This window comes from Trinickia mobilis, from assembly GCF_017315705.1.
Lineage (GTDB): Bacteria > Pseudomonadota > Gammaproteobacteria > Burkholderiales > Burkholderiaceae > Trinickia_A > Trinickia_A mobilis.
The window spans coordinates 565,699-587,975 of the sequence record NZ_JAFLRF010000001.1; the positions used below are offsets into that span (position 1 = coordinate 565,699).

20 protein-coding genes are annotated in these 22,277 nt (G+C 64.2%); 7 read left to right on the forward strand and 13 right to left on the reverse strand.

The window, feature by feature from the left end; all coding sequences use genetic code 11:
- Window positions 1-39 precede the first annotated feature (39 nt).
- The 3 genes from J3489_RS02640 to J3489_RS02650 form a co-directional block, all read right to left on the reverse strand.
- Window positions 40-486, reverse strand: coding sequence for a GatB/YqeY domain-containing protein (locus tag J3489_RS02640; protein ID WP_206995845.1), 447 nt, complete (start codon window positions 484-486; stop codon window positions 40-42).
- Window positions 487-663: 177 nt separating this feature from the next.
- Complete coding sequence (gene rpsU / locus J3489_RS02645; RefSeq protein ID WP_018439737.1) at window positions 664-876, reverse strand: 30S ribosomal protein S21; 213 nt, start codon at window positions 874-876, stop codon at window positions 664-666.
- Window positions 877-946: 70 nt separating this feature from the next.
- Window positions 947-2,173: a BaiN/RdsA family NAD(P)/FAD-dependent oxidoreductase gene (locus J3489_RS02650; protein WP_206995847.1), complete on the reverse strand. Its 1,227-nt coding sequence runs from the start codon at window positions 2,171-2,173 to the stop codon at window positions 947-949.
- 141 nt (window positions 2,174-2,314) lie between these two features.
- Here J3489_RS02650 and tsaD point away from each other — a divergent pair, with 141 nt between their 5' ends.
- Entirely contained in the window at window positions 2,315-3,340 is a 1,026-nt protein-coding gene (tsaD, locus tag J3489_RS02655; protein ID WP_206995855.1) for a tRNA (adenosine(37)-N6)-threonylcarbamoyltransferase complex transferase subunit TsaD, read from the forward strand.
- Between the two features lie 135 nt (window positions 3,341-3,475).
- Here tsaD and folE2 read toward each other — a convergent pair whose 3' ends face one another.
- The 4 genes from folE2 to J3489_RS02675 form a co-directional block, all read right to left on the reverse strand.
- Entirely contained in the window at window positions 3,476-4,294 is an 819-nt protein-coding gene (folE2, locus tag J3489_RS02660; RefSeq protein ID WP_206995858.1) for a GTP cyclohydrolase FolE2, read from the reverse strand.
- A 144-nt stretch (window positions 4,295-4,438) separates the two neighbouring features.
- Complete coding sequence (dxs, locus tag J3489_RS02665) at window positions 4,439-6,349, reverse strand: 1-deoxy-D-xylulose-5-phosphate synthase (RefSeq protein WP_206995860.1); 1,911 nt, start codon at window positions 6,347-6,349, stop codon at window positions 4,439-4,441.
- A 99-nt stretch (window positions 6,350-6,448) separates the two neighbouring features.
- Window positions 6,449-7,333, reverse strand: a complete 885-nt coding sequence (locus J3489_RS02670) for a polyprenyl synthetase family protein (RefSeq protein WP_206995862.1) — start codon at window positions 7,331-7,333, stop codon at window positions 6,449-6,451.
- The gene (locus J3489_RS02675) at window positions 7,330-7,626 is read right to left on the reverse strand and encodes an exodeoxyribonuclease VII small subunit (protein WP_206995864.1); all 297 of its coding nucleotides are present in this window, start codon (window positions 7,624-7,626) and stop codon (window positions 7,330-7,332) included. The genes J3489_RS02670 and J3489_RS02675 overlap by 4 nt, the downstream gene beginning before the upstream one ends.
- A gap of 268 nt (window positions 7,627-7,894) precedes the next feature.
- On the opposite strand from J3489_RS02675, the gene J3489_RS02680 reads away from it, so the two are divergent.
- Entirely contained in the window at window positions 7,895-9,001 is a 1,107-nt protein-coding gene (locus J3489_RS02680; RefSeq protein ID WP_206995866.1) for an aromatic ring-hydroxylating oxygenase subunit alpha, read from the forward strand.
- Window positions 9,002-9,134: 133 nt separating this feature from the next.
- The gene (locus J3489_RS02685) at window positions 9,135-10,004 is read left to right on the forward strand and encodes a sulfurtransferase (RefSeq protein ID WP_206995868.1); all 870 of its coding nucleotides are present in this window, start codon (window positions 9,135-9,137) and stop codon (window positions 10,002-10,004) included.
- Between the two features lie 59 nt (window positions 10,005-10,063).
- Here J3489_RS02685 and J3489_RS02690 read toward each other — a convergent pair whose 3' ends face one another.
- The 3 genes from J3489_RS02690 to polA form a co-directional block, all read right to left on the reverse strand.
- Window positions 10,064-10,936, reverse strand: a complete 873-nt coding sequence (locus J3489_RS02690; protein WP_206995869.1) for a dienelactone hydrolase family protein — start codon at window positions 10,934-10,936, stop codon at window positions 10,064-10,066.
- Window positions 10,937-11,148: 212 nt separating this feature from the next.
- The gene (locus tag J3489_RS02695; protein WP_206995877.1) at window positions 11,149-12,495 is read right to left on the reverse strand and encodes an NAD(P)/FAD-dependent oxidoreductase; all 1,347 of its coding nucleotides are present in this window, start codon (window positions 12,493-12,495) and stop codon (window positions 11,149-11,151) included.
- A 217-nt stretch (window positions 12,496-12,712) separates the two neighbouring features.
- Entirely contained in the window at window positions 12,713-15,490 is a 2,778-nt protein-coding gene (gene polA / locus J3489_RS02700; RefSeq protein WP_206995879.1) for a DNA polymerase I, read from the reverse strand.
- Between the two features lies 1 nt (window position 15,491).
- Here polA and J3489_RS02705 point away from each other — a divergent pair, with 1 nt between their 5' ends.
- Window positions 15,492-16,235: an LOG family protein gene (locus J3489_RS02705; RefSeq protein WP_206995882.1), complete on the forward strand. Its 744-nt coding sequence runs from the start codon at window positions 15,492-15,494 to the stop codon at window positions 16,233-16,235.
- Between the two features lie 42 nt (window positions 16,236-16,277).
- On the opposite strand, the gene J3489_RS02710 is transcribed toward J3489_RS02705, so the two are convergent.
- Window positions 16,278-17,816 (reverse strand): AMP nucleosidase, encoded by a 1,539-nt coding sequence (locus J3489_RS02710; RefSeq protein WP_445267837.1) that lies wholly within the window; start codon window positions 17,814-17,816, stop codon window positions 16,278-16,280.
- A gap of 193 nt (window positions 17,817-18,009) precedes the next feature.
- On the opposite strand from J3489_RS02710, the gene J3489_RS02715 reads away from it, so the two are divergent.
- The 3 genes from J3489_RS02715 (at window position 18,010) to J3489_RS02725 (ending at window position 20,439) form a co-directional block, all read left to right on the forward strand.
- Window positions 18,010-18,405 carry a hypothetical protein gene (locus J3489_RS02715; RefSeq protein WP_206995883.1) on the forward strand — a complete coding sequence of 132 codons (396 nt, stop codon included), beginning with the start codon at window positions 18,010-18,012 and terminating at the stop codon, window positions 18,403-18,405.
- A 244-nt stretch (window positions 18,406-18,649) separates the two neighbouring features.
- On the forward strand, window positions 18,650-19,642 hold the full coding sequence (locus J3489_RS02720; protein ID WP_206995885.1) for a homoserine kinase: 993 nt from the start codon (window positions 18,650-18,652) through the stop codon (window positions 19,640-19,642).
- Complete coding sequence (locus tag J3489_RS02725; protein ID WP_206995887.1) at window positions 19,633-20,439, forward strand: BPSS1780 family membrane protein; 807 nt, start codon at window positions 19,633-19,635, stop codon at window positions 20,437-20,439. Before J3489_RS02720 ends, J3489_RS02725 begins: the two co-directional genes overlap by 10 nt.
- Before the next feature lie 229 nt (window positions 20,440-20,668).
- Here J3489_RS02725 and J3489_RS02730 read toward each other — a convergent pair whose 3' ends face one another.
- The gene (locus J3489_RS02730) at window positions 20,669-20,845 is read right to left on the reverse strand and encodes a DUF3563 family protein (protein ID WP_206995889.1); all 177 of its coding nucleotides are present in this window, start codon (window positions 20,843-20,845) and stop codon (window positions 20,669-20,671) included.
- A gap of 100 nt (window positions 20,846-20,945) precedes the next feature.
- Window positions 20,946-22,118: an extracellular catalytic domain type 1 short-chain-length polyhydroxyalkanoate depolymerase gene (locus J3489_RS02735; RefSeq protein ID WP_206995891.1), complete on the reverse strand. Its 1,173-nt coding sequence runs from the start codon at window positions 22,116-22,118 to the stop codon at window positions 20,946-20,948.
- Between the last annotated feature and the right edge of the window lie 159 nt (window positions 22,119-22,277).

A 22,277-nucleotide genomic window follows, 5' to 3' on the forward strand; every position in this document is an offset into this window, starting at 1 on the left:
ATGCGTGGCTGCCGCGCGATGGTTGCGTCAACGCGCGGACTACTTCGCGAGCGCCGCTTTGACGAGCGAGGACACCGCCGTCATGTCGGCTCGGCCAGCGAGCTTGCCTTTCAGCACGCCCATCACCTTGCCCATGTCCTGCGGCCCCGCGGCACCTGTCTGAACGACTGCTGCCTGCACTTCAGCCGCGATTTCGGTCTCCGACAGCTGCTCCGGCATATACGCAGCCAGCACGGCGAGCTCGGCGCTTTCCTGGCCGACGAGATCGGCCCGGCCCGCCGCCTCGAACTGGGCGATCGAATCCTTGCGCTGCTTGATCATCTTGTCGATGACGGCGGTGACGGCCGCGTCGTCGAGCGTCGTCTGCTCATCGACTTCGCGTTGCTTGATCGCCGCGAGCAGCAGCCGGATCGTGCCGAGACGCTGGGTCTCGCGCGCCCGCATGGCCGCTTTCATATCGTCGTTGATGCGATCCTTCAGACTCATCTTTCACCTGGATGCGTTGGGGGTGGTTAAGGCGCCCGGCAGCCTGGCAGGCATGAACACAAAAACCCGCTTGGGATGTTTCCTCAAGCGGGTTTGCGCGGCATGCGAGATGATCAGGGCATGGCGCGGGTTCGCCAGACACACGCGCCGCCTGAAAATAGGCGGCGCGCAACAAAATCAGTAGAACTTCTTCGGCAGCATCTGGCTGCGCAGGCGCTTGAAGTGGCGTTTCACTGCGGCAGCCTTCTTGCGCTTGCGCTCAGCCGTAGGCTTTTCGTAAAACTCGCGCGCGCGAAGTTCGGTCAAAAGACCGTTCTTTTCGATCGTGCGCTTGAAACGGCGCATCGCGACTTCAAAAGGCTCGTTTTCTTTTACGCGGATTATCGTCATTTTTCAATAACGGGAATTTTCCAAAGGCTGTGGAGTATAGCAGACCTCGGACATAAGTATACGGGCGTTGTCAAGCGCTTCGCACAAAATCGGCGGCGGCCTGCCCTGCGGCAACGCCAGAAGCCCATGCCCATTGGAAGTTGTAGCCGCCGAGCCAACCCGTCACGTCGACCGCCTCGCCGATGAAATACAAGCCTGGCACGCGCTCGCTCATCATCGTCGCCGACGATAGCTCGCGCGTATCGACGCCCCCCTTCGTCACTTCGGCCTTCTTGTAGCCTTCAGTGCCGTTCGGGGTGAGCGTCCAGCGCTTGAGCGCCTCACCGATCTGTCGCAGCGTCTTGTCTGGCAGGTCGGCAATGCGCGCGTCGACGGGAACGCCGTGCGTTTCGAGCCAAACGTGCGCAAGACGCACCGGCACCCATTCAGCCAGCAAGCTGCCGATCTGACGCTTGGTGCCGGACTTTGCCTGCAGCAGGTCGGCGGTCGCGTCGCGTTCGGGCAGCAGGTCGACGCAAATCGGTTCGCCCGGCTTCCAATAGCTCGAAATCTGCAGGACGCCGGGCCCCGACAGGCCGCGATGAGTGAGCAGCAAATCTTCGACGAACTCACCGCAGGACTTCTTCTGGCCCGTCGCCAAGGCGACCTCGAGCGAGACGCCGGACAGCGGCACGAACGGTGCCCATTCATCAGTCGAAAAGGTCAGTGGGACGAGCGCAGGACGCGTGTCCACGAGCTTGTGGCCGAATTGCTTCGCGAAACGGTAGGCGAAATCGGTGGCGCCGATCTTCGGGATCGACAGGCCGCCCGTGGCGATGACGAGCGCGCGGGCGCCGACCGGTCCCGCGTTCGTGTCGAGCGCGAAGCCGTCGGCGTCTTGAAGGCGCACGGCGTCGACCATGACCGGACGGCGCCATGTAATCCGGCCCGTGTCGCACTCGGCCTTGAGCATATCGATGACCGACTCGCTCGAATGGTCGCAAAACAGTTGCCCGCGATGTTTTTCGTGCCACGCGACCCGGTGCCGCTTCAACAAGGCCAGAAAATCTCGCGGCGTATAGCGCGCGAGCGCCGAGCGGCAAAAATGCGGATTGGCCGAGAGATAGTTCGCGGGGCCCGCGTGGAGGTTCGTGAAGTTGCAGCGCCCGCCGCCCGAAATGCGGATTTTCTCGGCGAGCCGCGGCGAGTGATCGATCAGCACCACGCGCCGCCCCAGCTGTCCCGCGACTGCCGCGCACATCATGCCGGCCGCGCCGGCGCCGATCACCGCTATGTCGAAAGATTCCATGGCGCGCATTGTACCTGCGCCGCCTGCGGGACCTGCGGCCGCGCTGGTATACTTTTAAGCTTGCCTAATAAGCCCTTTATAGAGCCCTTTATAGGGCTCGGGCCTAACGTCCCTTCTTGGCGTTTTCCCACGCCGCTCGCGATACAAAACATGCTTGTTCTCGGCATCGAAAGCTCCTGCGACGAAACCGGCCTCGCGCTCTATGACACCGAGCGCGGCCTGCTCGCCCACGCGCTGCACTCGCAGATCGCGATGCACCGCGAATACGGCGGCGTCGTGCCGGAGCTGGCCTCGCGCGACCATATCCGCCGCGCGCTGCCGCTGCTCGAAGACGTGCTCGCGCGTGCCGGCGCGGCTCGCCCGGACATCGATGCGATCGCCTTCACACAAGGGCCCGGGCTCGCGGGCGCGTTGCTGGTCGGCGCGAGCATTGCGAACGCGCTGGCCATGGCTTGGGACAAGCCCACCATCGGCATCCATCATCTCGAAGGGCACTTGCTGTCGCCGCTGCTCGTCGACGCGCCCCCGCCCTTTCCGTTCGTCGCGCTGCTCGTGTCCGGCGGACATACGCAGTTGATGCGCGTGACGGATGTCGGCGTCTATGAAACGCTCGGCGAAACGCTCGACGATGCTGCCGGCGAGGCCTTCGACAAAACCGCCAAGCTGCTCGGGCTCGGCTACCCGGGAGGCCCGGAAGTCTCGCGGCTCGCCGAATTCGGCACGCCGGGCGCGGTCGTGCTGCCGCGTCCGATGCTGCATTCCGGCGACCTCGACTTCAGCTTCAGCGGCCTGAAAACCGCCGTGCTCACGCAGATGAAGAAGCTCGGCTCGAACGTCTGCGAGCAGGCGAAAGCGGACCTCGCGCGCGGCTTCGTCGATGCGGCAGTCGACGTGCTTGCGGCCAAGTCGCTCGCCGCGCTCAAGAAGACGAAGCTCAAGCGCCTCGTCGTCGCAGGCGGTGTCGGCGCAAACCGGCAGTTGCGCGAGGCGCTTTCGGCCGCGGCGCAAAAGCGCGGCTTCGACGTGCATTACCCGGACCTCTCGCTCTGCACGGACAACGGCGCGATGATCGCGCTCGCAGGCGCGCTGCGTCTCGCGCGTTGGCCCGCGCAGGCCAATCGGGACTACGCGTTCACAGTGAAGCCGCGCTGGGACCTTTCCTCGCTCGCGCGGTAACCGCCCGCTCAAGAACACGCCGAACTCGCGCTCAGAACCGGTGTTGCAGTCCCGCCGCCCACCACGCCGAACGGGGGGCACTACGGTCGTCGTGACGTTCCCTTCGAAGACCGACTAGGAAGCCAATCAGCCGACTCAAACCCCATCGACCGCGTCGCGCTTGTCATGCTCGATGACCGCGTACGCGCTGTGATTGTGGATAGATTCGAAGTTCTCGGCTTCGAGCACATACGCGACGATCCGGTCGTCTTGATTCAAACGCTGCGCCACGTCTCGCACGAGATCTTCGACGAACTTGGGATTCTCGTACGCGCGTTCCGTCACGAACTTCTCGTCGGGGCGCTTCAACAGCCCCCACAGTTCGCACGATGCCTCTTCTTCGGCGATCCGGATCAGCTCCTCGACGGGCAAGTCGCCCGCCAGCTCGGCGTTGATCGTCACATGCGAGCGCTGGTTGTGCGCGCCGTATCGCGAGATCTGCTTCGAGCACGGACACAGGCTCGTCACCGGCACGAGCACGCGCAGGAAGAGGCGTGTCGCGCCACGGCGCGTCTCGCCCGTCAGCGTCACTTCGTAGTCGAGCAAGCTCTTCACGCCGGACACCGGCGCGACTTTGTTCACGAAGTAAGGAAACGTCACTTCGATGCGGCCGGCTTTCGCTTCGAGCTTATCGAGCATCGACGCGAGCATCGCGCGGAACGTGACCGGTTCGAGCGGCGCCTTGTTGTCCTCGAGCAGCGCGACAAAGCGCGACATGTGCGTGCCCTTTTGCTCGGCCGGCAGATGCACGTCGAGATTCCACGTGCCGACGGTCGGCTGGATCTCGCCATCGGCCGCGCGCACAGTCAGCGGATGTCTCACCGCCTTGACGCCGACCCGCTGAATCGGGATCTGACGCGTGTCGACGGTGCTCTGCACGTCGGGCATCACAAAGGCGGGGTTCATCTGGTTCATCTTGTTGTGTCCTGTTCTGTCATTCACGGACGCGCAAAAACGCCGCGCGCCGGCTGGCATCCGTGATGCCAGTAACGAAACATGGGCCCGCAGGCCCATGCATTCAAACGGGGATGCCGCACGGCCGCGAGAGCGGCCGCACCGTCATGCGACGCGCTTTGCCAGCTTGGTGGCCTCGCCTTCGGCCGCCTGCTTCAGAAAGCGTTCGCGAATCGATTTCACGATGCCCGCACCGTCCAGCCCGCAACTCGCGAGCAGCTTGGCCGGATCGCCGTGGTCGATGAAGGTATCGGGAAGACCCAATTGTAGTACCGGCCGCATAACCCCATCGGCAAGCAGGGATTCGACGCAGGCCGAACCCGCGCCGCCCATGATGCAGCCCTCTTCGACCGTCACGAGCGCGTCGTGCGTCTGCGCCAGCTCGCGCACGAGCTCGGCGTCGACCGGCTTGACGAAGCGCATGTTGGCGACCGTCGCGTCGAGCTCCTCGGCTGCGGCGAGTGCCGGCGCGACCATCGTGCCGAACGCGAGAATCGCGATGCGGCTGCCCTTGCCCGCCGACGATTGGCGCCGGATTTCGCCGCGGCCGACGGGAATTGCGGTCATCTGCTTGACCGTCGCCACGCCCGTGCCGGCACCGCGCGGATAGCGCACCGCGCTCGGGTTCGGCTGCTGCAGCGCCGTGTAGAGCATCTGGCGGCATTCGTTTTCGTCCGACGCGGCCATCACCGTCATGTTCGGGATGCAGCGCAGGAACGCGAGATCGTAGGCGCCCGCGTGCGTCGCGCCGTCCGCGCCGACCAAGCCCGCGCGGTCGATCGCGAAGACCACCGGCAGGTTTTGCAGCGCGATGTCGTGAATCAGTTGGTCGTACGCACGCTGCAGGAACGTCGAATAGATCGCGACGACCGGCTTCAACCCTTCGGCTGCGAGGCCGCCCGCGAACGTCACCGCATGCTGCTCGGCGATGCCCACGTCGTAATAGCGATCGCGAAAGCGCTTTTCGAATTCGACGAGACCCGAGCCTTCGCGCATCGCGGGCGTGATGCCGACCACGCGCGAATCGAGTTCCGCCGCGTCGCACAGCCATTCGCCGAACACTTGCGTGTAGGTCTTCTTGGAAGGCGCCGTCGACGGCTTGATGCCCTCGACCGGATTGAACTTGCCCGGACCGTGATAGAGCACCGGGTCGGCCTCGGCCAGCTTGTAGCCTTGGCCCTTCTTCGTCACGACGTGCAGGAACTGCGGGCCGCGCAGCTCGCGAATGTTTTCCAGCGTCGGGATCAGCGAATCGAGATCGTGGCCGTCGATCGGCCCGATGTAGTTGAAGCCGAACTCTTCGAAGAGCGTGGCCGGCACAACCATGCCCTTCGCGTGTTCTTCGAGCTTGCGGGCGAGTTCGAGCATCGGCGGCGCCACGCGCAGCACGCGCTCGACGCCGGCCCGCGCCGCCGCATAGAAGCGGCCCGACATCAGGCGCGCGAGATGGCGATTCAACGCGCCCACGGGCGGCGAGATCGACATGTCGTTGTCGTTCAGGATCACAAGCAGCGGAACGTCGTCGCAAACGCCCGCGTTGTTCATTGCTTCGAACGCCATGCCGGCCGTCATCGCGCCGTCGCCGATCACGGCGATCGAGAAGCGGTCTTCGCCCTTCAGCTTGCTCGCGATCGCCATGCCGAGCGCGGCCGAGATCGACGTGCTCGAGTGCGCCGTGCCGAACGTGTCGTACTCGGATTCCGAGCGGCGCGGGAAGCCCGAGATGCCGCCGAGCTGGCGCAGCGAGTGCATCTGGTCGCGGCGGCCCGTCAGGATCTTGTGCGGATAGGTTTGGTGTCCGACGTCCCAGACGATGCGGTCGTTCGGCGTGTTGAACACGTAGTGCAGCGCGATCGTCAGTTCGACCGTACCGAGATTGGACGACAAATGGCCGCCCGTTTGCGACACGCTGTCGAGCACGTAGGCACGCAACTCGTCGGCGAGCGGCAGCAATTGGCGGCGATCTAGGCGGCGCAGGTCCGCCGGGTCGTCGATAGTTTTCAGCAAGTCGTACATCGTCGTTCCATTGTAGGAAAACTTACGCGCCCGCACTTTTCTCACGCACGCCCGTAGCGTTTCGTGCGCGGCGGCGGGCTTATTGTCGTAAATCGGCGTTCAACTCACTCGGTTCACGACCAGGTCAGCCAGTTCGGCGAGGCGCTTGGCGCGCGCGCCGAACGGCACGAGCGCCTCGTGCGCCTCGCTGCGCAACTGCGCAGCCAGTGCACGGGACGCATCGAGCCCGATGATCGACACGTAGGTCGGCTTGCCGTCCTTTGCGTCTTTGCCGGCGGTCTTGCCGAGCGTCGCGGAATCGGTCGTGACGTCGAGGATGTCGTCGACGACCTGGAACGCGAGGCCGACTGCGGCTGCATACGCGTCGAGCGAACGCAGGGCCTCGTCGCCCGGCGCCTCGCCAGCCAGCGCGCCCATGCGTACGGATGCACGCAGGAGCGCACCGGTCTTCATCCGATGCATGGTTTCGAGCTGCGGCCGCGTGAGCGCAAGGCCCACGCTGGCCAGGTCGATCGCCTGGCCGCCGGCCATGCCGATCGAGCCGCTCGCGAGCGCCAGTTCGCGCACGAGCGCCGCCTGCGCGGCGGGCGTGAGCGCGGCGCTGTCGGTCAGCGCGACGAACGCCTGCGATTGCAGCGCATCGCCGACGAGCAAGGCCGTCGGCTCGTCGTACTTGACGTGCACCGTGGGCTTGCCGCGGCGCAGTTCGTCGTCGTCCATGCACGGCATGTCGTCGTGCACGAGCGAATAGACGTGAATCATTTCCAGTGCTGCCGCCCCCGCTTCGAGCGCCTCGGCGCGCGCGCCGGTCAGCTCGCCGGCCGCATGGCACAACAGCGGGCGCACCCGCTTGCCGCCGCCCAGCACGGCATAGCGCATCGCCTCGTGCAGTTGGGCAGGCGCCGTTTCCGGCCCGGGCAAATAGTGTTCAAGTGCCGTCTCGACGCGTCCGAGCACCGAACGCATCCATTCTTCAAAGGTCATAGATCGTCTCCGCCATCCGCGGGAGCTGCGTTGGCAGAGAGCGGCTTCAGCGTCTCGCCGTCGAGAACGCGGACCTGCTGCTCCACCTTTTCCAATTGTTGTTGACAGAACGCCACAAGAGCGGCGCCGCGCCGGTACGCGGCAAGCGATTCCTCAAGGCTCAGGGTGCCGCCCTCCATCCGCGCGACCAGCCCCTCGAGCTCCGCCACCGCCGCTTCGTAATTCTCCGGCGATGGCGCGCCATCGCCGCCTGGCGCGGCACGAGCGGTGTCTTGGGGTACGGTCTTCGCCATGTGGAAAGTCGGAATTTAAAACAAGTCGGACATTCTACGGCAAAAGAGACAATTCTGACCTCTCCCCCGTAAACCTCAGACGGAAGACACCTTCCATCTCACATCAATATTCGAGCGAAAGACCGGGACTTCCTCCGCCAATTTTGACCCGAATCAAGCACTTACGCACCACAAAAATAGAAAGTTCTGTATAATTTCCGGTTCCCCAAATCGAATCTTATCGATGGTTGGGTTGTTCACTGCTTTCACGTCTTCATCGGGAGTGGGAATGTCCAATCTGAGCAATGCTTTGCAGCTGAAGGCCATTTCAAGTCAGCTGCCAGTCACAGCTTATTTTGACCCGGCGCTTCTTACGCGCGAAATCGAAACACTTTTCAAGCAAGGTCCTCGTTACGTCGGGCACGAGTTGATGGTCCCCGAATCGGGCAGTTATTTTGCGCTGCCGAGCGAAGGCGAAGGGCGCGTGCTCGTGCGCAACCAGCAGTTGCAAGTCGAGCTGCTGTCCAACGTGTGCCGCCATCGGCAAGCCATCATGCTCAACGGCCGCGGCCAGACCGAGAACATCGTCTGCCCGCTCCATCGCTGGACGTACGACCTCAACGGCAACCTGCTCGGCGCGCCGCACTTCGCGGACAACCCGTGCCTGAACCTCGGCGCCACCCCGCTGCAGAACTGGCAAGGCCTGCTGTTCGAAGCCCAGGGCCGCAACATCGCGAAAGATCTGGCTCGTCTCGGCACGAAGCATCACTTCGATTTCTCGGGCTTCATGTTCGATCGCGTCGAAGTGCACGAGTGCAACTACAACTGGAAGACCTTCATCGAGGTCTATCTGGAGGACTACCACGTCGTGCCGTTCCATCCGGGTCTCGGCAGCTTCGTGTCGTGCGACGACCTGAAGTGGGAATTCGGCGACTGGTACAGCGTGCAGACGGTCGGCGTGCACAACAAGCTCGCGAAACCGGGCAGCCCGACGTACCGCAAATGGCACGACGAAGTGCTGCGCTTCCGCGGCGGCGAGCCGCCTGAGTTCGGCGCGATCTGGATGGTGTACTACCCGGGTCTCATGATCGAGTGGTATCCGCACGTGCTGGTCGTGTCGTGGCTGATTCCGCGCAGCCCGACCCAGACGACGAACGTCGTCGAGTTCTACTACCCCGAGGAAATCGCGTTGTTCGAGCGAGAATTCGTCGAAGCCGAGCGTGCCGCTTACATGGAAACGGCCCGCGAAGACGACGAAATCGGCGAACGCATGGACGCCGGACGCCTCGCGCTGATGAACCGCGGCGAATCGCAAGTCGGGCCGTACCAGAGCCCGATGGAAGACGGCATGCAGCACTTCCACGAGTTCCTGCGGCGCGAACTCGGGCCGATCTGAACGGCGGCGGCACAGCCGCCTGATCGATGAAAGGACGGGCAAGCGGGGTTTGAAACCCTTCTTGCCCGTCTTTTTGTTTAGACTAACAACACCCCTTCAGCGAAAGCCGGACGCACGTCGATCAGGAGCAGTCATGTCGCATACCCACTACACCACTCTCATTTCGGCCGCCAATCTCGCAGAACGCATGGCGAACGCCCCTGGCAGCGTGCTCGTCTTCGATTGCAGCTTCACTCTCGCCGATACCGGCGCGGGCGAGCAAGCCTATGCGGCAGGCCATATTCCCGGCGCGCATTATCTGCATCTCGATCGCGACCTGTCGGGCGCGAAGACCGGCACGAACGGGCGGCACCCGCTGCCGGACCGGGCAGCGCTCGTTGCGACTCTTGCCGCGCAAGGCCTCGATCAGAATCAGCAAATCGTCGCGTACGACGCGCAAGGCGGCGTGTACGCGGCGCGCCTTTGGTGGTTGTTGCGCTGGCTAGGCCACGACTCGGCAGCGGTGCTCGACGGCGGCTTGCTGGCATGGCAGGCCGCCGGGTTCGCGCTCGACACGCAGGTGCCCGCCAAGGCGGCAGGCAATTTCAAGGCGGCCGCCCCGCTCGTCGCGACAGTCGATGCTCAGGCGGTACTGCGCAACTTGTCGACGCACGATCGCGTCGTGATCGACGCGCGTTCACCGGATCGCTACCGCGGCGAGAACGAGACGATCGACCCGGTCGGCGGCCACATTCCCGGCGCCCTGAACCGCTACTACATGGACAACCTCACGGCAGACGGCCGCTTCAAGTCCGCTCACTCGCTGCGCGAAGACTTCAGCGCCGTGCTGAGCGGGAAGTTGCCCGAGCAGGCGATGCTGCAGTGCGGATCGGGCGTCACGGCGTGCCAGAACGCGCTTGCGATGGAGATCGCCGGATTGCACGGCGCCGCGCTGTACCCGGGATCGTGGAGCGAATGGTGCGCGGACCCGTCGCGTCCTGTTGCGACGGGCGCGAATCCGTAAGCAACGAATGCGCGTTCGTGCCGGCACGCGCCCGCGGCGCCTGCCGGCACGACTTCGCGCTAGGCGACCCCGTGCTCTTTAAGCCACGCCAGGGCTCGGCGCCAACTATCTTCGGCATCGGCCTTGCGGTAGCTCGGCCGATAGTCCGCGAAGAACGCGTGCCCCGCGTCGCCATAGACGACGAACTGCGAGCCGCGCGCGACCATCGGCCCTTGCGCGATCAGCGCCTTCATCTGCTCGAGCGTGTCCTGCGGGATGCTCGCGTCCTGCGCGCCATAGAGACCGAGCACCGGCGCACGCAGGTCCGCCACGCGATCGATCGGGTTGACCGGGGTCATCGCGCCGTGCGCGCCACCTACGCGCCCGTACCATGCGACCACCGCCTTCAAGCGCGGGTTGTGCTCGGCGAAGAGCCACGCTTCGCGCCCACCCCAGCAGTAACCGACCGAGCCCAGCCGCTGCAAGTCGCCGCCATGTTCGCCGGCCCATTGAACCGCCGCGTCGAGATCGGCCATCACCGTTGCGTCGGACACTTTGCTGAGCAGTTTCTCGTCGAGCTGCTGGATCGTCGGATACGCGGACGGGTCGCCTTCGCGCGAATAGAGGTTTGGTGCGATCGCGAGATACCCGAGCTTCGCGAAGCGCCGGCAAATGTCGGCGATATGCTCGTGCACGCCGAAAATCTCGTGGATCACGATGATCACCGGCAGATGCGTCTTGCCTGCCGGCTGCGCCCGGTATGCAGGAACCCGATCGCCGCCCGAATTGAAGCCGATCTCGCCTGCTTCGAGCCCAACGCTATCGGTATGGATGGTCTGCGCGGAGACCGGCAGCACGCACGCTGCAAAGCCGCTGCCGAGCGCGGCTTTCAAAAACGTGCGGCGGTCAAACGGGACGTGCGGGATCAGACTGTCGACTTCGGGCTTCAGCATGCGGCGCTCCTTGTTTTGGCCGCTGCCTGAGTGCAACGGCGGGATTCGACCGAAAACGGCGCGGGCCGCACGATGACGGCCCCCGCTTCGACGCGTAGGCGATTCCGCGTCCGATCGATTCTAGCGACGCATGGCTTCATCCAGCTTGCAGCCCGCATCCCTTTGCAACAGCGGGGTTCGGGCTGCAGCCTTGCCCTCCTTTCAGTCTTCGGTCAGTGCAGCTTCACGCGCGGCAGTGTCGTACGCCGCAGCCAATGCGCGAACGTGTCGAGCATCATCCGCGGATAGCCGTGCAGCGCCGCGATATGCAGCCGGTACAGCGACATGTACATGAAGCGCGCAAAGAGACCCTCGATCAGCATGCTTCCGCCGATCAGCCCGCCCATCAGATTGCCGACCGCGCTGAAATGTCCAAGCGACACGAGCGAGCCGAAGTCGCGATACGTGAATTCCGCGAGCGGCCGGCCGTCCATCCGGTTCACGAGCGACTTCAACAGGAAGCTCGCCTGCTGATGGGCAGCCTGCGCGCGCGGCGGCACGTTGCGCTCGCTGCCGGGCCATTGGCAGGCGGCGCAATCGCCGAGCGCGAAGATGTTGTCGTCGTTTTCGCTCTGCAGGGTGCGGCGCACTTGCAATTGTCCCAGGCGATTCACCGGCAGCCCGTCGAGCTTCGCAAGGATCGCCGGCGCCTTGATGCCCGCGGCCCAGACCGTCAGATCGGCGCGCACCGTCTTGCCGCTCGCGGTGCGCACGAGGCCGGGCGCGACTTCGGCCACCGTTTCGCCGATCATGAGCTTCACGCCGAGCTTGGTCAGCAACTCGGCGGTTGCGCCCGACACGCGCTCGGTCAGCGCCGGAAGAATGCGCGGCCCCGCCTCGATCAGCACGATCCCGACGTCGTGCCGCGGATCAAGCTTGTGAAGCCCATACGCCGACAGCACCTGCGCGGTATTGCGCAATTCCGCAGACAATTCGACGCCTGTCGCCCCGCCGCCGACGATCGCCACCTGAATGCGCGCCTCGTTATCGGGCGACATGCCGTCGCCGCACTCGACGCGCGCGTACTCCTGATGCTCGGCGCGCATGCACGCCGCGATCAGGCGCTTGCGGAAGCGCTCGGCCTGCTGGACCGTATCGAGCGCGATCGAATGTTCCGGCGCGCCCTGCACGCCGAAGAAATGCGTCGTACTGCCGATCGCGATCACGAGCGTGTCGTATTCGAGTTCGCGCTCCGGCAGCAATTCGGCGCCGTCATCGTCGAGGACCGGCGCGAGCATGATCTTTTTGCCCTTGCGATCGAGCCCCGCCAGTTCGCCCTGCTGAAACTCGAAGCCATGCCAGCGCGCCTGCGCTGCGTATTCGAGTTCCTGCGTGAAGGGGTCCATGCTGCCGGCCGCGACCTCGTGCAGCAAGGGCTTCCAGATATGCGTCGGATTGCGGTCGACGAGCGTCACCAGTGCGCGCGCCGCGCCATTCTTCTTCTTGCCGTAGCGATCGCCGAGACGCGTCGCCAACTCAAGTCCCCCTGCGCCTCCCCCAACGACGATGAAACGATGCATTGACACTCTCCGTAGTTGCCGTTCGGTTGTGCGAATTTTCCGGGCCGAAAAAACGTACGGTCCGGGTAGGCCATTGTCAGGGCGGGATCGTTTTCAGGACAAGCCGCCGCGCCGCATGTGTGTCATGCGCGCGACGCTATAGACGGTTTAGCCGTTCATCCTGCGACGCGCCTTGAAGATGTCTTCAAGGCGCGCTCAACCGACGCCTAGTTGATGCTCAGTGCGCTTCTTCCCAGTTCGCGCCGGCGCCAACCTCGGCGACGAGCGGCACTTTCAGCGCGGCGACGCCGCACATCAGCTCGGGCAGCCGCTTGCGAACGAGCGGCAGTTCCTCTTCGGGCACTTCGAGGATCAGTTCGTCGTGGACCTGCATGATCATGCGCGTGGCGGCCTTCTGCTCGTCGAGCCAATTCTGCACCGCGATCATCGACAGCTTGATGAGGTCGGCCGCGGTGCCCTGCATCGGCGCGTTGATTGCCGCGCGCTCGGCCGCCTGACGGCGCGGACCGTTGCCCCCGTTGATCTCGGGCAGCCAGAGGCGCCGTCCGAACGCGGTTTCGACATAGCCCTTCTCTTTCGCGCTCGCGCGCGTATCGTCCATATAGCGCGCGACGCCCGGATAGCGAGCGAAGTAGCGGTCGATATAGAGCTTCGCGGCATCGCGCGTGATGCCGAGGTTCGACGCGAGTCCGAACGAACTCATCCCATAGATCAAGCCGAAGTTGATGACCTTCGCGATGCGTCGCTGGTCGCTCGTGACTTCGAGCGGCGTCACGCCGAAGACTTCGGAGGCCGTTGCACGGTGGATGTCCTCGCCGTTCGCGAAGGCGCGCAACAGCGACTCGTCGCCCGAGATGTGCGCCATGATGCGCAGCTCGATCTGCGAGTAGTCCGCCGACACGAGCTTGCTGCCGGGCGGCGCGATGAACGCCTCGCGGATGCGGCGGCCTTCGGCCGTGCGCACCGGGATGTTCTGCAGGTTCGGATCGTTCGAGGCGAGCCGCCCCGTGACCGCGACGGCCTGCGCGTAGTTCGTATGGACGCGCCCGGTCCGCGCGTTGACCATGCGCGGCAGCTTGTCGGTATACGTGGACTTGAGCTTCGACAAGCCGCGGTGTTCGAGCAAGAGCTTCGGCAGCGGGTAATCTTCGGCGAGCTTTTGCAGCACTTCTTCGTCGGTCGACGGCGCGCCGCTCGGTGTCTTCTTCACGACCGGCAGTTGCAGGCGCTCGAAGAAGATCTGCCCGATCTGCTTGGGCGACCCCATGTTGAACTCGCCGCCGGCCAGCGCATAAGCCTCGCCTTCGAGCTCGACGAGCCGGATCGCGATCTCGCTGCTTTGCCGGCGCAGGCGTTCAGTGTCGATCAGCACGCCGTTGCGCTCCATGCGACGCAGGACGCGCGAAGTCGGAATCTCGATCTCGCGATAGACGCGCAGCAAGCCCGGTTCAGGCTCGATCTGCGGATAGAGCGCTTGATGGAGCTGCAACGTAACGTCGGCATCTTCGGCAGCGTACTCGGCCGCCTTCTCGAGCGGCACTTCGTCGAAGCCGATCTGCTGCGCGCCCTTGCCTGCCACGTCTTCGTAGGTGATCGTCTTCACGCCGAGATGGCGCAGCGCAAGGCTGTCCATGTCGTGCGAGCGGTGCGATTCGAGCACGTACGATTGCAAGAGCGTGTCGTGCTCCACGCCGTTCAACTCGATGGCGTAGTTCGCGAGCACCTGCTCGTCGTACTTCAAATGCTGGCCGACCTTTTTCTTGTCCGCGCTTTCGAGCCACGGCTTGAGCTTGGCGAGCACCTCGTCGCGCGGCAACTGCGCCGGCGCATCGGGGCCGCGGTGCGCGAGCGGCACATAGGCCGCGTGCCCAGGCTCCACCGAAAGCGACAAGCCGACGATCTGCGCGACCATCGGATCGAGCGCGGTCGTTTCGGTATCGAACGAGGTCAGCGCGGCCGCGTCGATCTTCGCGAGCCACGCGTCGAACTGCTCCCACGTTTGCACGGTGTCGTAGTGGCGCGGGGCCTCGAGCGTCAGAGCAGGTTGAGCCGCGGCCGCTTGCGCCGCGTCTTGTGAACCGTTCGCCCCTTCGCTCGCCTGACCCTGAACCTGCGCCGTCTCGACTTCGCGCAGCCAAGTTTTGAAGCCGTGGTGCATGAAGACGTCGCGCAACTCTTCAAGCGCTTCGGGACGCGTGGCGAGCGTCGTTTCGATCGACTCGACGTGCCCGTTCAAATCGCACGCACGCTCGACCGTGACGAGCTTTCGTGCCATCGGCAGAAAATCGAGCGCACGGCGCAGATTGTCGCCTACCGCACCTTTGATTTCGTCCACATGTGCGACGATGCCGTCGAGCGTCTCGTATTGCGTGAGCCATTTGACGGCGGTTTTCGGGCCGCACTTGTCGACGCCCGGCACGTTGTCGACCGTATCGCCGATCAGCGAGAGGTAGTCGACGATGCGCTCGGGCGGCACGCCGAACTTCGCAATGACCGCGTCGCGATCGAGCGTCTCGTTCGTCATCGTATTGATGAGGGTGACATGATCGCTAACCAGCTGCGCCAGGTCCTTGTCGCCGGTGGAGACGATCACGTTCATGCTGTGCGCCTCGGCCTGCGTGGCAAGCGTGCCGATCACATCGTCGGCCTCGACCCCCTCGACCATCAAGAGCGGCCAGCCCAGCGCGCGCACCGCGACGTGGATCGGTTCGATCTGCCGCGCGAGGTCTTCGGGCATCGACGGACGATTCGCCTTGTACTCGGGATACCAGTCGTCACGAAACGTCTTGCCCTTGGCATCGAACACGCACGCGCTATACTCTGCCGTGACTTCCTTGCGCATGCGCCGCAGCATGTTGATGATTCCATACAGCGCACCCGTCGGTCCGCCTTCCGGACCGCGCAAATCAGGCATCGCATGGTAGGCCCGGTACAGATAGCTCGAACCGTCGACCAACAGCAGGGTCTTACCTTTCAGGTTTCGTTCTTCAGGCATTATGAACAAGAGAAAATTGATACCGAGTCTGCGTTCGCTCGCAGATCAAGAGCGCGCGACGGCCAAGAAGGCCCGCGCATCGTGGCAGATGTTCACGATTATGGCAGAGTTTATCGAGGCGACCGAGTACCTCTCGGAGATCCGCCCGGCCGTCAGCATCTATGGTTCGGCGCGTCTGAAACCGACCTCGCCGTACTACAAGCTCGCCACCGTCATCGCACGAAAACTTTCGGACGCGGGCTTCGCCGTGATCTCCGGCGGCGGCCCCGGCATCATGGAAGCGGCCAACAAGGGCGCACATGCGGGCAAGGCGCCGTCGGTCGGCTTGAACATCGAACTGCCGCACGAGCAATCGGGCAATCAATGGCAGGACATCTCGCTGCGCTTTAGGCACTTCTTCACGCGCAAGGTCACGTTCGTGAAGAACTCGGACGCGGTGATCGTGATGCCGGGCGGCTTCGGCACGCTCGACGAGCTCGCCGAAGTGCTGACGCTGATCCAGACGAAGAAGTCGCGCCACGTGCCGATCATTCTCGTCGGCGCGGAGTTCTGGAAGGGTCTGCTGAGCTGGTTCGAATCGGCGCTCGTGCCGATGGGCCTCATCAATCCCGACGACATGAAACTCATGCAGGTGATCGACGATCCCGATCAGGTGCTCGAAGCGGTGCTCGCGTTTTATGAAGACCGCGAGGAAGTCGAGCCGCACGCGGCGAAGTCGGACGAGGACCGGATGTTCTATTTGTAATAGGCGGTATGCGGCGAGCGCGCCGCACGCCTTACCCTGCCCTTACTGAAACGCGACTTCCGCGAAGCTGCGCAGCTTGCGGCTGTGCAGGCGGTCGAGTCCGTTCATCCGCAGCAACTCCATCGCCTTGACGCCGATCTGCAAGTGCTGGTCGACTTGCGCGCGATAGAACTGATCGGCCATGCCGGGCAGCTTCAGCTCGCCGTGCAGCGGCTTGTCGGACACGCATAGCAGCGTGCCGTACGGCACGCGGAAGCGAAAACCGTTCGCGGCGATCGTCGCGCTTTCCATGTCGAGCGCAATCGCGCGGCTTTGCGACAGACGCTGCACCGGCTCGCGATGATCGCGCAATTCCCAGTTGCGGTTGTCGACACTCGCCACCGTTCCCGTGCGCATCACGCGCTTCAACTCCGCGCCTTCGAGCAGCGTGACCTGCGCGACCGCGCGCTCGAGCGCCACCTGCACTTCGGCGAGCGCCGGAATCGGCACCCATAGCGGCAAGTCCGCGTCGAGCACGTGATCCTCGCGCACATAGCCGTGCGCCAGCACGTAGTCGCCGAGCCGCTGCGTATTGCGCAGCCCCGCGCAATGACCGAGCATCACCCACGCATGCGGACGCAGCACGGCGATGTGATCGGTGATCGTCTTCGCGTTCGACGGCCCCACGCCGATGTTGACCATCGTGATACCGCTGCCGTCCGCGCGTTTCAAGTGATACGCGGGCATCTGCGGCAGGCGTGCGGGCACGGTGCCCGTGCCTTCTTCCGGCTGCTCGTCGAGATTGGTGTTGTACGTGATCACGTCGCCCGGTTCGACGAACGACGTGTATTCGCTGCGATACGCGCGCAGCTCGTCATCGTCGGCATGGGACATCAGCTCGCGGCCGAGCTTCACGAACTCGTCGATGTAGAACTGATAGTTCGTGTAGAGCACGTAGTTCTGGAAGTGCGTCGGCGATGTCGCCGTATAGTGCTTGAGCCGATGCAGCGAGAAATCGACCCGCGGCGCCGTGAAGAGCGCGAGCGGATGCGGCTCGCCGGAACCCGGCTCGTACGTGCCGTTCACGATTCGGTCATCGAGCTGCGCGAGGTCCGGCGTATCGAACACGTCGCGCATCATCGTGAGTCTCTCGCGGCCGAGGTCGCCCTCGAGGTGAATGCCTTCCGCAAACGCGAAGTGAATCGGAATCGGCTTGTCCGACACGCCGACTTCGATCAGCACATGATGGTTCTTCGCGAGCAGCCGCAACTGCTCGCGATAGTAGTTGCCGAACAGGTCCGGGCGCGTGACCGTCGTCTCGAAGACTCCCGGGCCGGCAACGAAGCCGTACGAGCGGCGCGAGTCGACATTCGTGTTGACCTCGGTGCGAATGCGCACGAACGGATAGCACGCGCGCACGTGGCGATCGAACGCTTCGTTGCGCCGATAGCGAGCGAACGCATCGCGCAGAAAAGACGTGTTCGATTCGTAGATGGCGGACAGGCGCGCGACGGCGTCCGCGGGATCAGTAAAGGCTTCAGTGGGAAAGTCGGCGGGCAGCCCGGCCCGCCCGTCGTGCGTCAGATCGTTCTTCATCTTCATTCGCCTCTCTTAATGAGACGACATTACCACGGAACCGTCACGCGCTGACGACGCGCCGTGCGCTGGCACACCCGCGCTGCGCAAGGCGCGCGCGCGTGCAGAGGACCGCTCAAGAGCGCAAAATAACTGGATGGTCCACGCCGGGGACGGATACGTATTTGCTAGAATTCGCACACTCTCTTGGAGAATCACCATGAAGCCGTACCTTCCTGTCGCCGTAGCTGCGATGCTCGCCTTCGGCGGGGTCGCCGTGGCGGCTCAGCCTGCCGACGACGCGCAAGCCCACGCCCGCGCACACGCCGCCAACGAAGCGGCTGGCTTGCCCGATCTGGACGCCATCAATCGCCCGCCGGCGGAAGTCTCGTCGAAAGTCGATATCAACGTGCCCCGCACACCAAGCTTCTACGAGAAGAGCCCGAACGGCACCGAAATCACCGAATACCGCGATAAAGGCAAGCCGGTCGAAATCGACGTGCATTCGAACTTCGGCACGCACTATCAAATGAGCGCACCGGCCGATACGTCGCCGCAAGTGCGCGACAACGGGCAGCCCAGCACGCGCCTGCCGTCGGTCAACTTGCGCTATTAAGGCAAGACGTGTGCCGCCGCGCCGCGGGCGGCACCGCGGCTGACTCCGACCCGAGCCAGCCAGGCCGACGCAGACACAGCGCAGCAACGTTTCAAGGAAGCCGCGCCACATGGCGCGCGATCCGCAATACCCGAGCAATGGCAGCACACGGCGTGGCGCCTGACCGCCCGTCAGCAAGCCAGCAGCACATTCCCGCACCGGCCGCAAGCGCCGGTCCGACCAACCTGACTCCGAAGTTTCCTGCATGGCCGTATTCACCGCTGTCACCAAACAAGAACTCGCGCAATGGATGCGTCATTACGATCTCGGCGATGTCGTCGAATTTCGAGGCATTCAGTCCGGCATCGAAAACAGCAATTTCTTCCTGACAACGACGCACGGCGAATACGTTCTCACGATCTTCGAAAAGCTGACGGCCGCGCAATTGCCGTTCTATCTGGACCTGATGCGCCACCTCGCGTCGCATCGTGTGCCGGTGCCCGACCCGGTGCCGCGCGACGACGGCGCGCTCTTCGGCATGCTGCACGGCAAGCCGACGGCGATCGTCACTAAGCTCGAAGGCGCGGCGCAGCTCGCGCCGAAGCTCGAGCACTGCGCCGAGGTCGGCCAGATGCTCGCGCGCATGCACCTCGCCGGACGCGACTTCCCGCATCATCAGCCGAACCTGCGCAGCCTGCCATGGTGGCAAGAGACGGTGCCCTTCGTGCTGCCGTTCGTGAGCGACGCCGAGCGCGACTTGCTACTGTGCGAGCTTGCGCATCAGGAGGCCTTTTTCGCGTCGAGCGACTACGCCGCGCTGCCCGAAGGCCCGTGCCACTGCGACCTGTTCCGCGACAACGTGCTGTTCGCGCACGCCGATCCGGCCACCGGCCACGAAGTGCGGCTCGGCGGTTTCTTCGATTTCTATTTCGCGGGCTGCGACAAGTGGCTGTTCGACGTCGCCGTCACGGTCAACGACTGGTGCGTCGACCTCGCGACCGGCCACCTCGATGCAGCGCGTGTCGAAGCGCTGCTTCGCTCGTACCAGACCGTGCGTCCGTTCACGCAGGAGGAGCGCAGCCACTGGCGCGACATGCTGCGCGCCGGCGCGTATCGCTTCTGGGTATCGCGCCTGTATGATTTCCACATGCCGCGTGCCGCCGAAATGCTCAAGCCGCACGACCCCACCCATTTCGAGCGCATCTTGCGCGAACGCCTGAAAGGCGACGCGCTACCTGGCGTCCAAACATGCAACTGATCGAAGTCCCCGCAAAGACCGGCTATGTGTGGTTCCGTCAAGGCATCTGGCTGTTCCGCAAAAACCCGCTGGCGTTCCTGACGATTTTCTTCACCTACCTCGTCGCGATGACGCTCGTCTCGCGGATTCCGGTAGTCGGCACGGTGCTGCCGCTCGCGTTCATTCCGGGCGTCGCGGTCGGCTTCATGGCCGCTTGCCGCGACACGATCGCGGGCAAGCCGGTGTTTCCAACGATCCTCGCCGACGGTTTCCGCTCGTATGGCGGTGTCGCCGCGCGGCGGCTGATCGTGCTCGGCGGGCTGTACGTCGTGGCGATGGCGCTCGTGTTCGCCGGCTCCGCCCTCGCTGACGGCGGCCTGTTGTTCAAAGTGATGATGGGCAGCGCCGAAGTCGAGCAGGAAGCATTCGCGAACAGCGCGATTCCGCTCGCCGTGCTGGTCGCGCTAGCGTGCTATGTCCCCGTATCGATGCTGTTCTGGTTCGCGCCGGTTCTGGCCGCGTGGCACGATGTGCCGCCCGCGAAGGCGATGTTCTTCAGCGTCGTGAGCTGCTGGCGCAATCGCGGTGCATTTATCGTCTACGCAGCGCTCTGGTTCGCCTCGGCCATCACGGTGTCGCTTGGGCTGTCGGCACTGATGCAGGCACTTGGCGCAGCCGACTACGCGCTCGCCGTGCTCATGCCCGTATCGGTCATCCTGACGACGATGCTCTACTGCTCGTTCTACGCAACGTATCGAGGCTGCTTCGGGGTGCAAACGCCGGAGAAGCCGGATGCGCCGAGCACGCCTGCTTCCTGATTTCTTAACGGCAATGAGTTTGTCGCGGTCCAGCGCAGGCGAGTGCTGCATGCCGATTCGACGGACGATGACTGCGGACGCTGGCGCAGCGGCCGAACGATGAGGAAGGTCTTGCTTTGAAATGCAGCATGCCGGCCAGCGTCTCAGCGACACAGCCCGAAAGCGGGGGCGCGTGTCGCCGGCAACTCGAGCGGCCCATAGACGAGCTTTCGAAGCCCGTCAGCGCTGCTTAGCGCTGCACCATCCACGACGGGTAGGCAACCGACGCTTCGCGATCTAGCTTGCGCATGCGGAATTCGAGATCGTACAGATCGGTGGCTTCGGCGAGATACGCGTCGTTACGCTCTTTTACGCGTTGCTCGGTGGACTTCGTCAGGAACAGAAACAGGCGGCTCAGCAGGTACATGGTCGACTCCAGAATTGAACTAAGCGTTAACGCCTAGGCAATAACCCGCATTATAGGGATAACCCTAGTTAGACGCTAGTCTCAAATTTAGAGTCGTTGCTCAGCGCGCACGGCCCGAGTCGAATGCGCTCAGGCCTGCTGTGGCGGGGCTCGCGGCCGCCCTGGCAGTTTGCGGACGGTGTTGCTTTTGAAAAAAGTCCCAGATCAGTGCGCTCGCGTCCGGCCCCTTCGAGGAGTGGAACGGCACGGCGTCGTCGCCGCCGGCCCAGGCATGACCGAGCCCCGCGACACGGCACAGCCGCACCGCCCGCCGGCCGCCCTTCATGTAGTCGCGCGTGAGCACGCCGTCTTTGCGGCGCTCGCGCACGTCGCCTGCAACGCAGGCGCCGGTCGCATCGACGAGCCCGTTGAGGCGCGCAAACTCTAGCGCCAGTTGGTCGGCGTTTTTCGGAGCGACGACCCGGTCCGCGTCACCGTGGATGATGACAGCCGGCATCCCGGGGTATGCAGCGACGTCGGTCGCCTCGTCGACGAGCGCCGCCGGATCGTGATGGCTGCCGCGCCGCATCACGTCCATTGCGGCGATGCCGGAATGGGCGTCGCCGAACACCGGCCCCGAATGCAGAGCGACCGCGGCGAACCGATCGGGATGGTGAAGCGCGAGCAGCGACGTCAGCCCGGCTCCCGCCGACAGCCCCGCGACGTAGACGCTTTCGGCATCGAATCCATGCTCCGCGACGAGCGCATCGACGAGCGACGCCACCGCGCGCGCCTCGCCGCGTCCCGCGTGCTCGCGGTCGTCGTACCAGTGCCAGCAACGGTGCGCGTGAATATGCTTCGACTGCTCCGGATAGACGACCGCGAAGCCGAACTTGTCGGCGAGGAGATTCATCCGCGTGCCTTCGGCGAATTCGTCGATGGTCTGCTTGCAGCCGTGGAGCATCACGACAAGCGGTAGCGATTCGGCATGGGAGGCGCCGGCCGGAAGATAGAGCCCATATGACAGGTGGTTGACGAGCCGCCCGGGCGCCGGCGGCGCGGAATGAAACGACCGCGTCCAACTGCCGCCGGCCCAGGCCGCCGCCCGCGGACGCACTCGCGATTCGCGCGCCGGCGGCACGGCAGCTTCTGCGGCGCTTTTACGGGCTTTTTTCTCGGCCTTCCCGACGGGACGTTTCGCTTTGAGTCCCGCGCGCTTTTGCGCATGTTCTGCTTGAATCGCCAGGAGGCGCTTCAAGCCGCCCAGCCAAATTTTCGTCAGACTTTTGGTCATCGAGTCGGCTCGCTAAAAATAGGGGCAGTTCCAATCGAGCGAACTACAAGCATGGTGCAATGCACCATAACATTATTTTTGAGAGACTGCTGACCGGTTAGGAGCTTCGTTTCCACGAACGGCCGCCCCCTGTTGCGGCGCAATCGGCCCACTCGTGGC

Coding starts and splice junctions, on each gene's coding strand:
- J3489_RS02680 (WP_206995866.1), top strand. CDS start 7,895: ATGTCCAATCTGAGCAATGCTTTGCAGCTGAAGGCCATTTCAAGTCAG.
- J3489_RS02730 (WP_206995889.1), bottom strand. CDS start 20,845: ATGTACCTGCTGAGCCGCCTGTTTCTGTTCCTGACGAAGTCCACCGAG.
- J3489_RS02705 (WP_206995882.1), top strand. CDS start 15,492: ATGAACAAGAGAAAATTGATACCGAGTCTGCGTTCGCTCGCAGATCAA.
- J3489_RS02675 (WP_206995864.1), bottom strand. CDS start 7,626: ATGGCGAAGACCGTACCCCAAGACACCGCTCGTGCCGCGCCAGGCGGC.
- J3489_RS02650 (WP_206995847.1), bottom strand. CDS start 2,173: ATGCGCGCCATGGAATCTTTCGACATAGCGGTGATCGGCGCCGGCGCG.
- rpsU (WP_018439737.1), bottom strand. CDS start 876: ATGACGATAATCCGCGTAAAAGAAAACGAGCCTTTTGAAGTCGCGATG.
- J3489_RS02670 (WP_206995862.1), bottom strand. CDS start 7,333: ATGACCTTTGAAGAATGGATGCGTTCGGTGCTCGGACGCGTCGAGACG.
- dxs (WP_206995860.1), bottom strand. CDS start 6,349: ATGTACGACTTGCTGAAAACTATCGACGACCCGGCGGACCTGCGCCGC.
- tsaD (WP_206995855.1), top strand. CDS start 2,315: ATGCTTGTTCTCGGCATCGAAAGCTCCTGCGACGAAACCGGCCTCGCG.
- J3489_RS02640 (WP_206995845.1), bottom strand. CDS start 486: ATGAGTCTGAAGGATCGCATCAACGACGATATGAAAGCGGCCATGCGG.
- folE2 (WP_206995858.1), bottom strand. CDS start 4,294: ATGAACCAGATGAACCCCGCCTTTGTGATGCCCGACGTGCAGAGCACC.
- J3489_RS02685 (WP_206995868.1), top strand. CDS start 9,135: ATGTCGCATACCCACTACACCACTCTCATTTCGGCCGCCAATCTCGCA.
- J3489_RS02695 (WP_206995877.1), bottom strand. CDS start 12,495: ATGCATCGTTTCATCGTCGTTGGGGGAGGCGCAGGGGGACTTGAGTTG.
- J3489_RS02725 (WP_206995887.1), top strand. CDS start 19,633: ATGCAACTGATCGAAGTCCCCGCAAAGACCGGCTATGTGTGGTTCCGT.
- J3489_RS02690 (WP_206995869.1), bottom strand. CDS start 10,936: ATGCTGAAGCCCGAAGTCGACAGTCTGATCCCGCACGTCCCGTTTGAC.
- polA (WP_206995879.1), bottom strand. CDS start 15,490: ATGCCTGAAGAACGAAACCTGAAAGGTAAGACCCTGCTGTTGGTCGAC.
- J3489_RS02720 (WP_206995885.1), top strand. CDS start 18,650: ATGGCCGTATTCACCGCTGTCACCAAACAAGAACTCGCGCAATGGATG.
- J3489_RS02710 (WP_445267837.1), bottom strand. CDS start 17,816: ATGAAGATGAAGAACGATCTGACGCACGACGGGCGGGCCGGGCTGCCC.
- J3489_RS02735 (WP_206995891.1), bottom strand. CDS start 22,118: ATGACCAAAAGTCTGACGAAAATTTGGCTGGGCGGCTTGAAGCGCCTC.
- J3489_RS02715 (WP_206995883.1), top strand. CDS start 18,010: ATGAAGCCGTACCTTCCTGTCGCCGTAGCTGCGATGCTCGCCTTCGGC.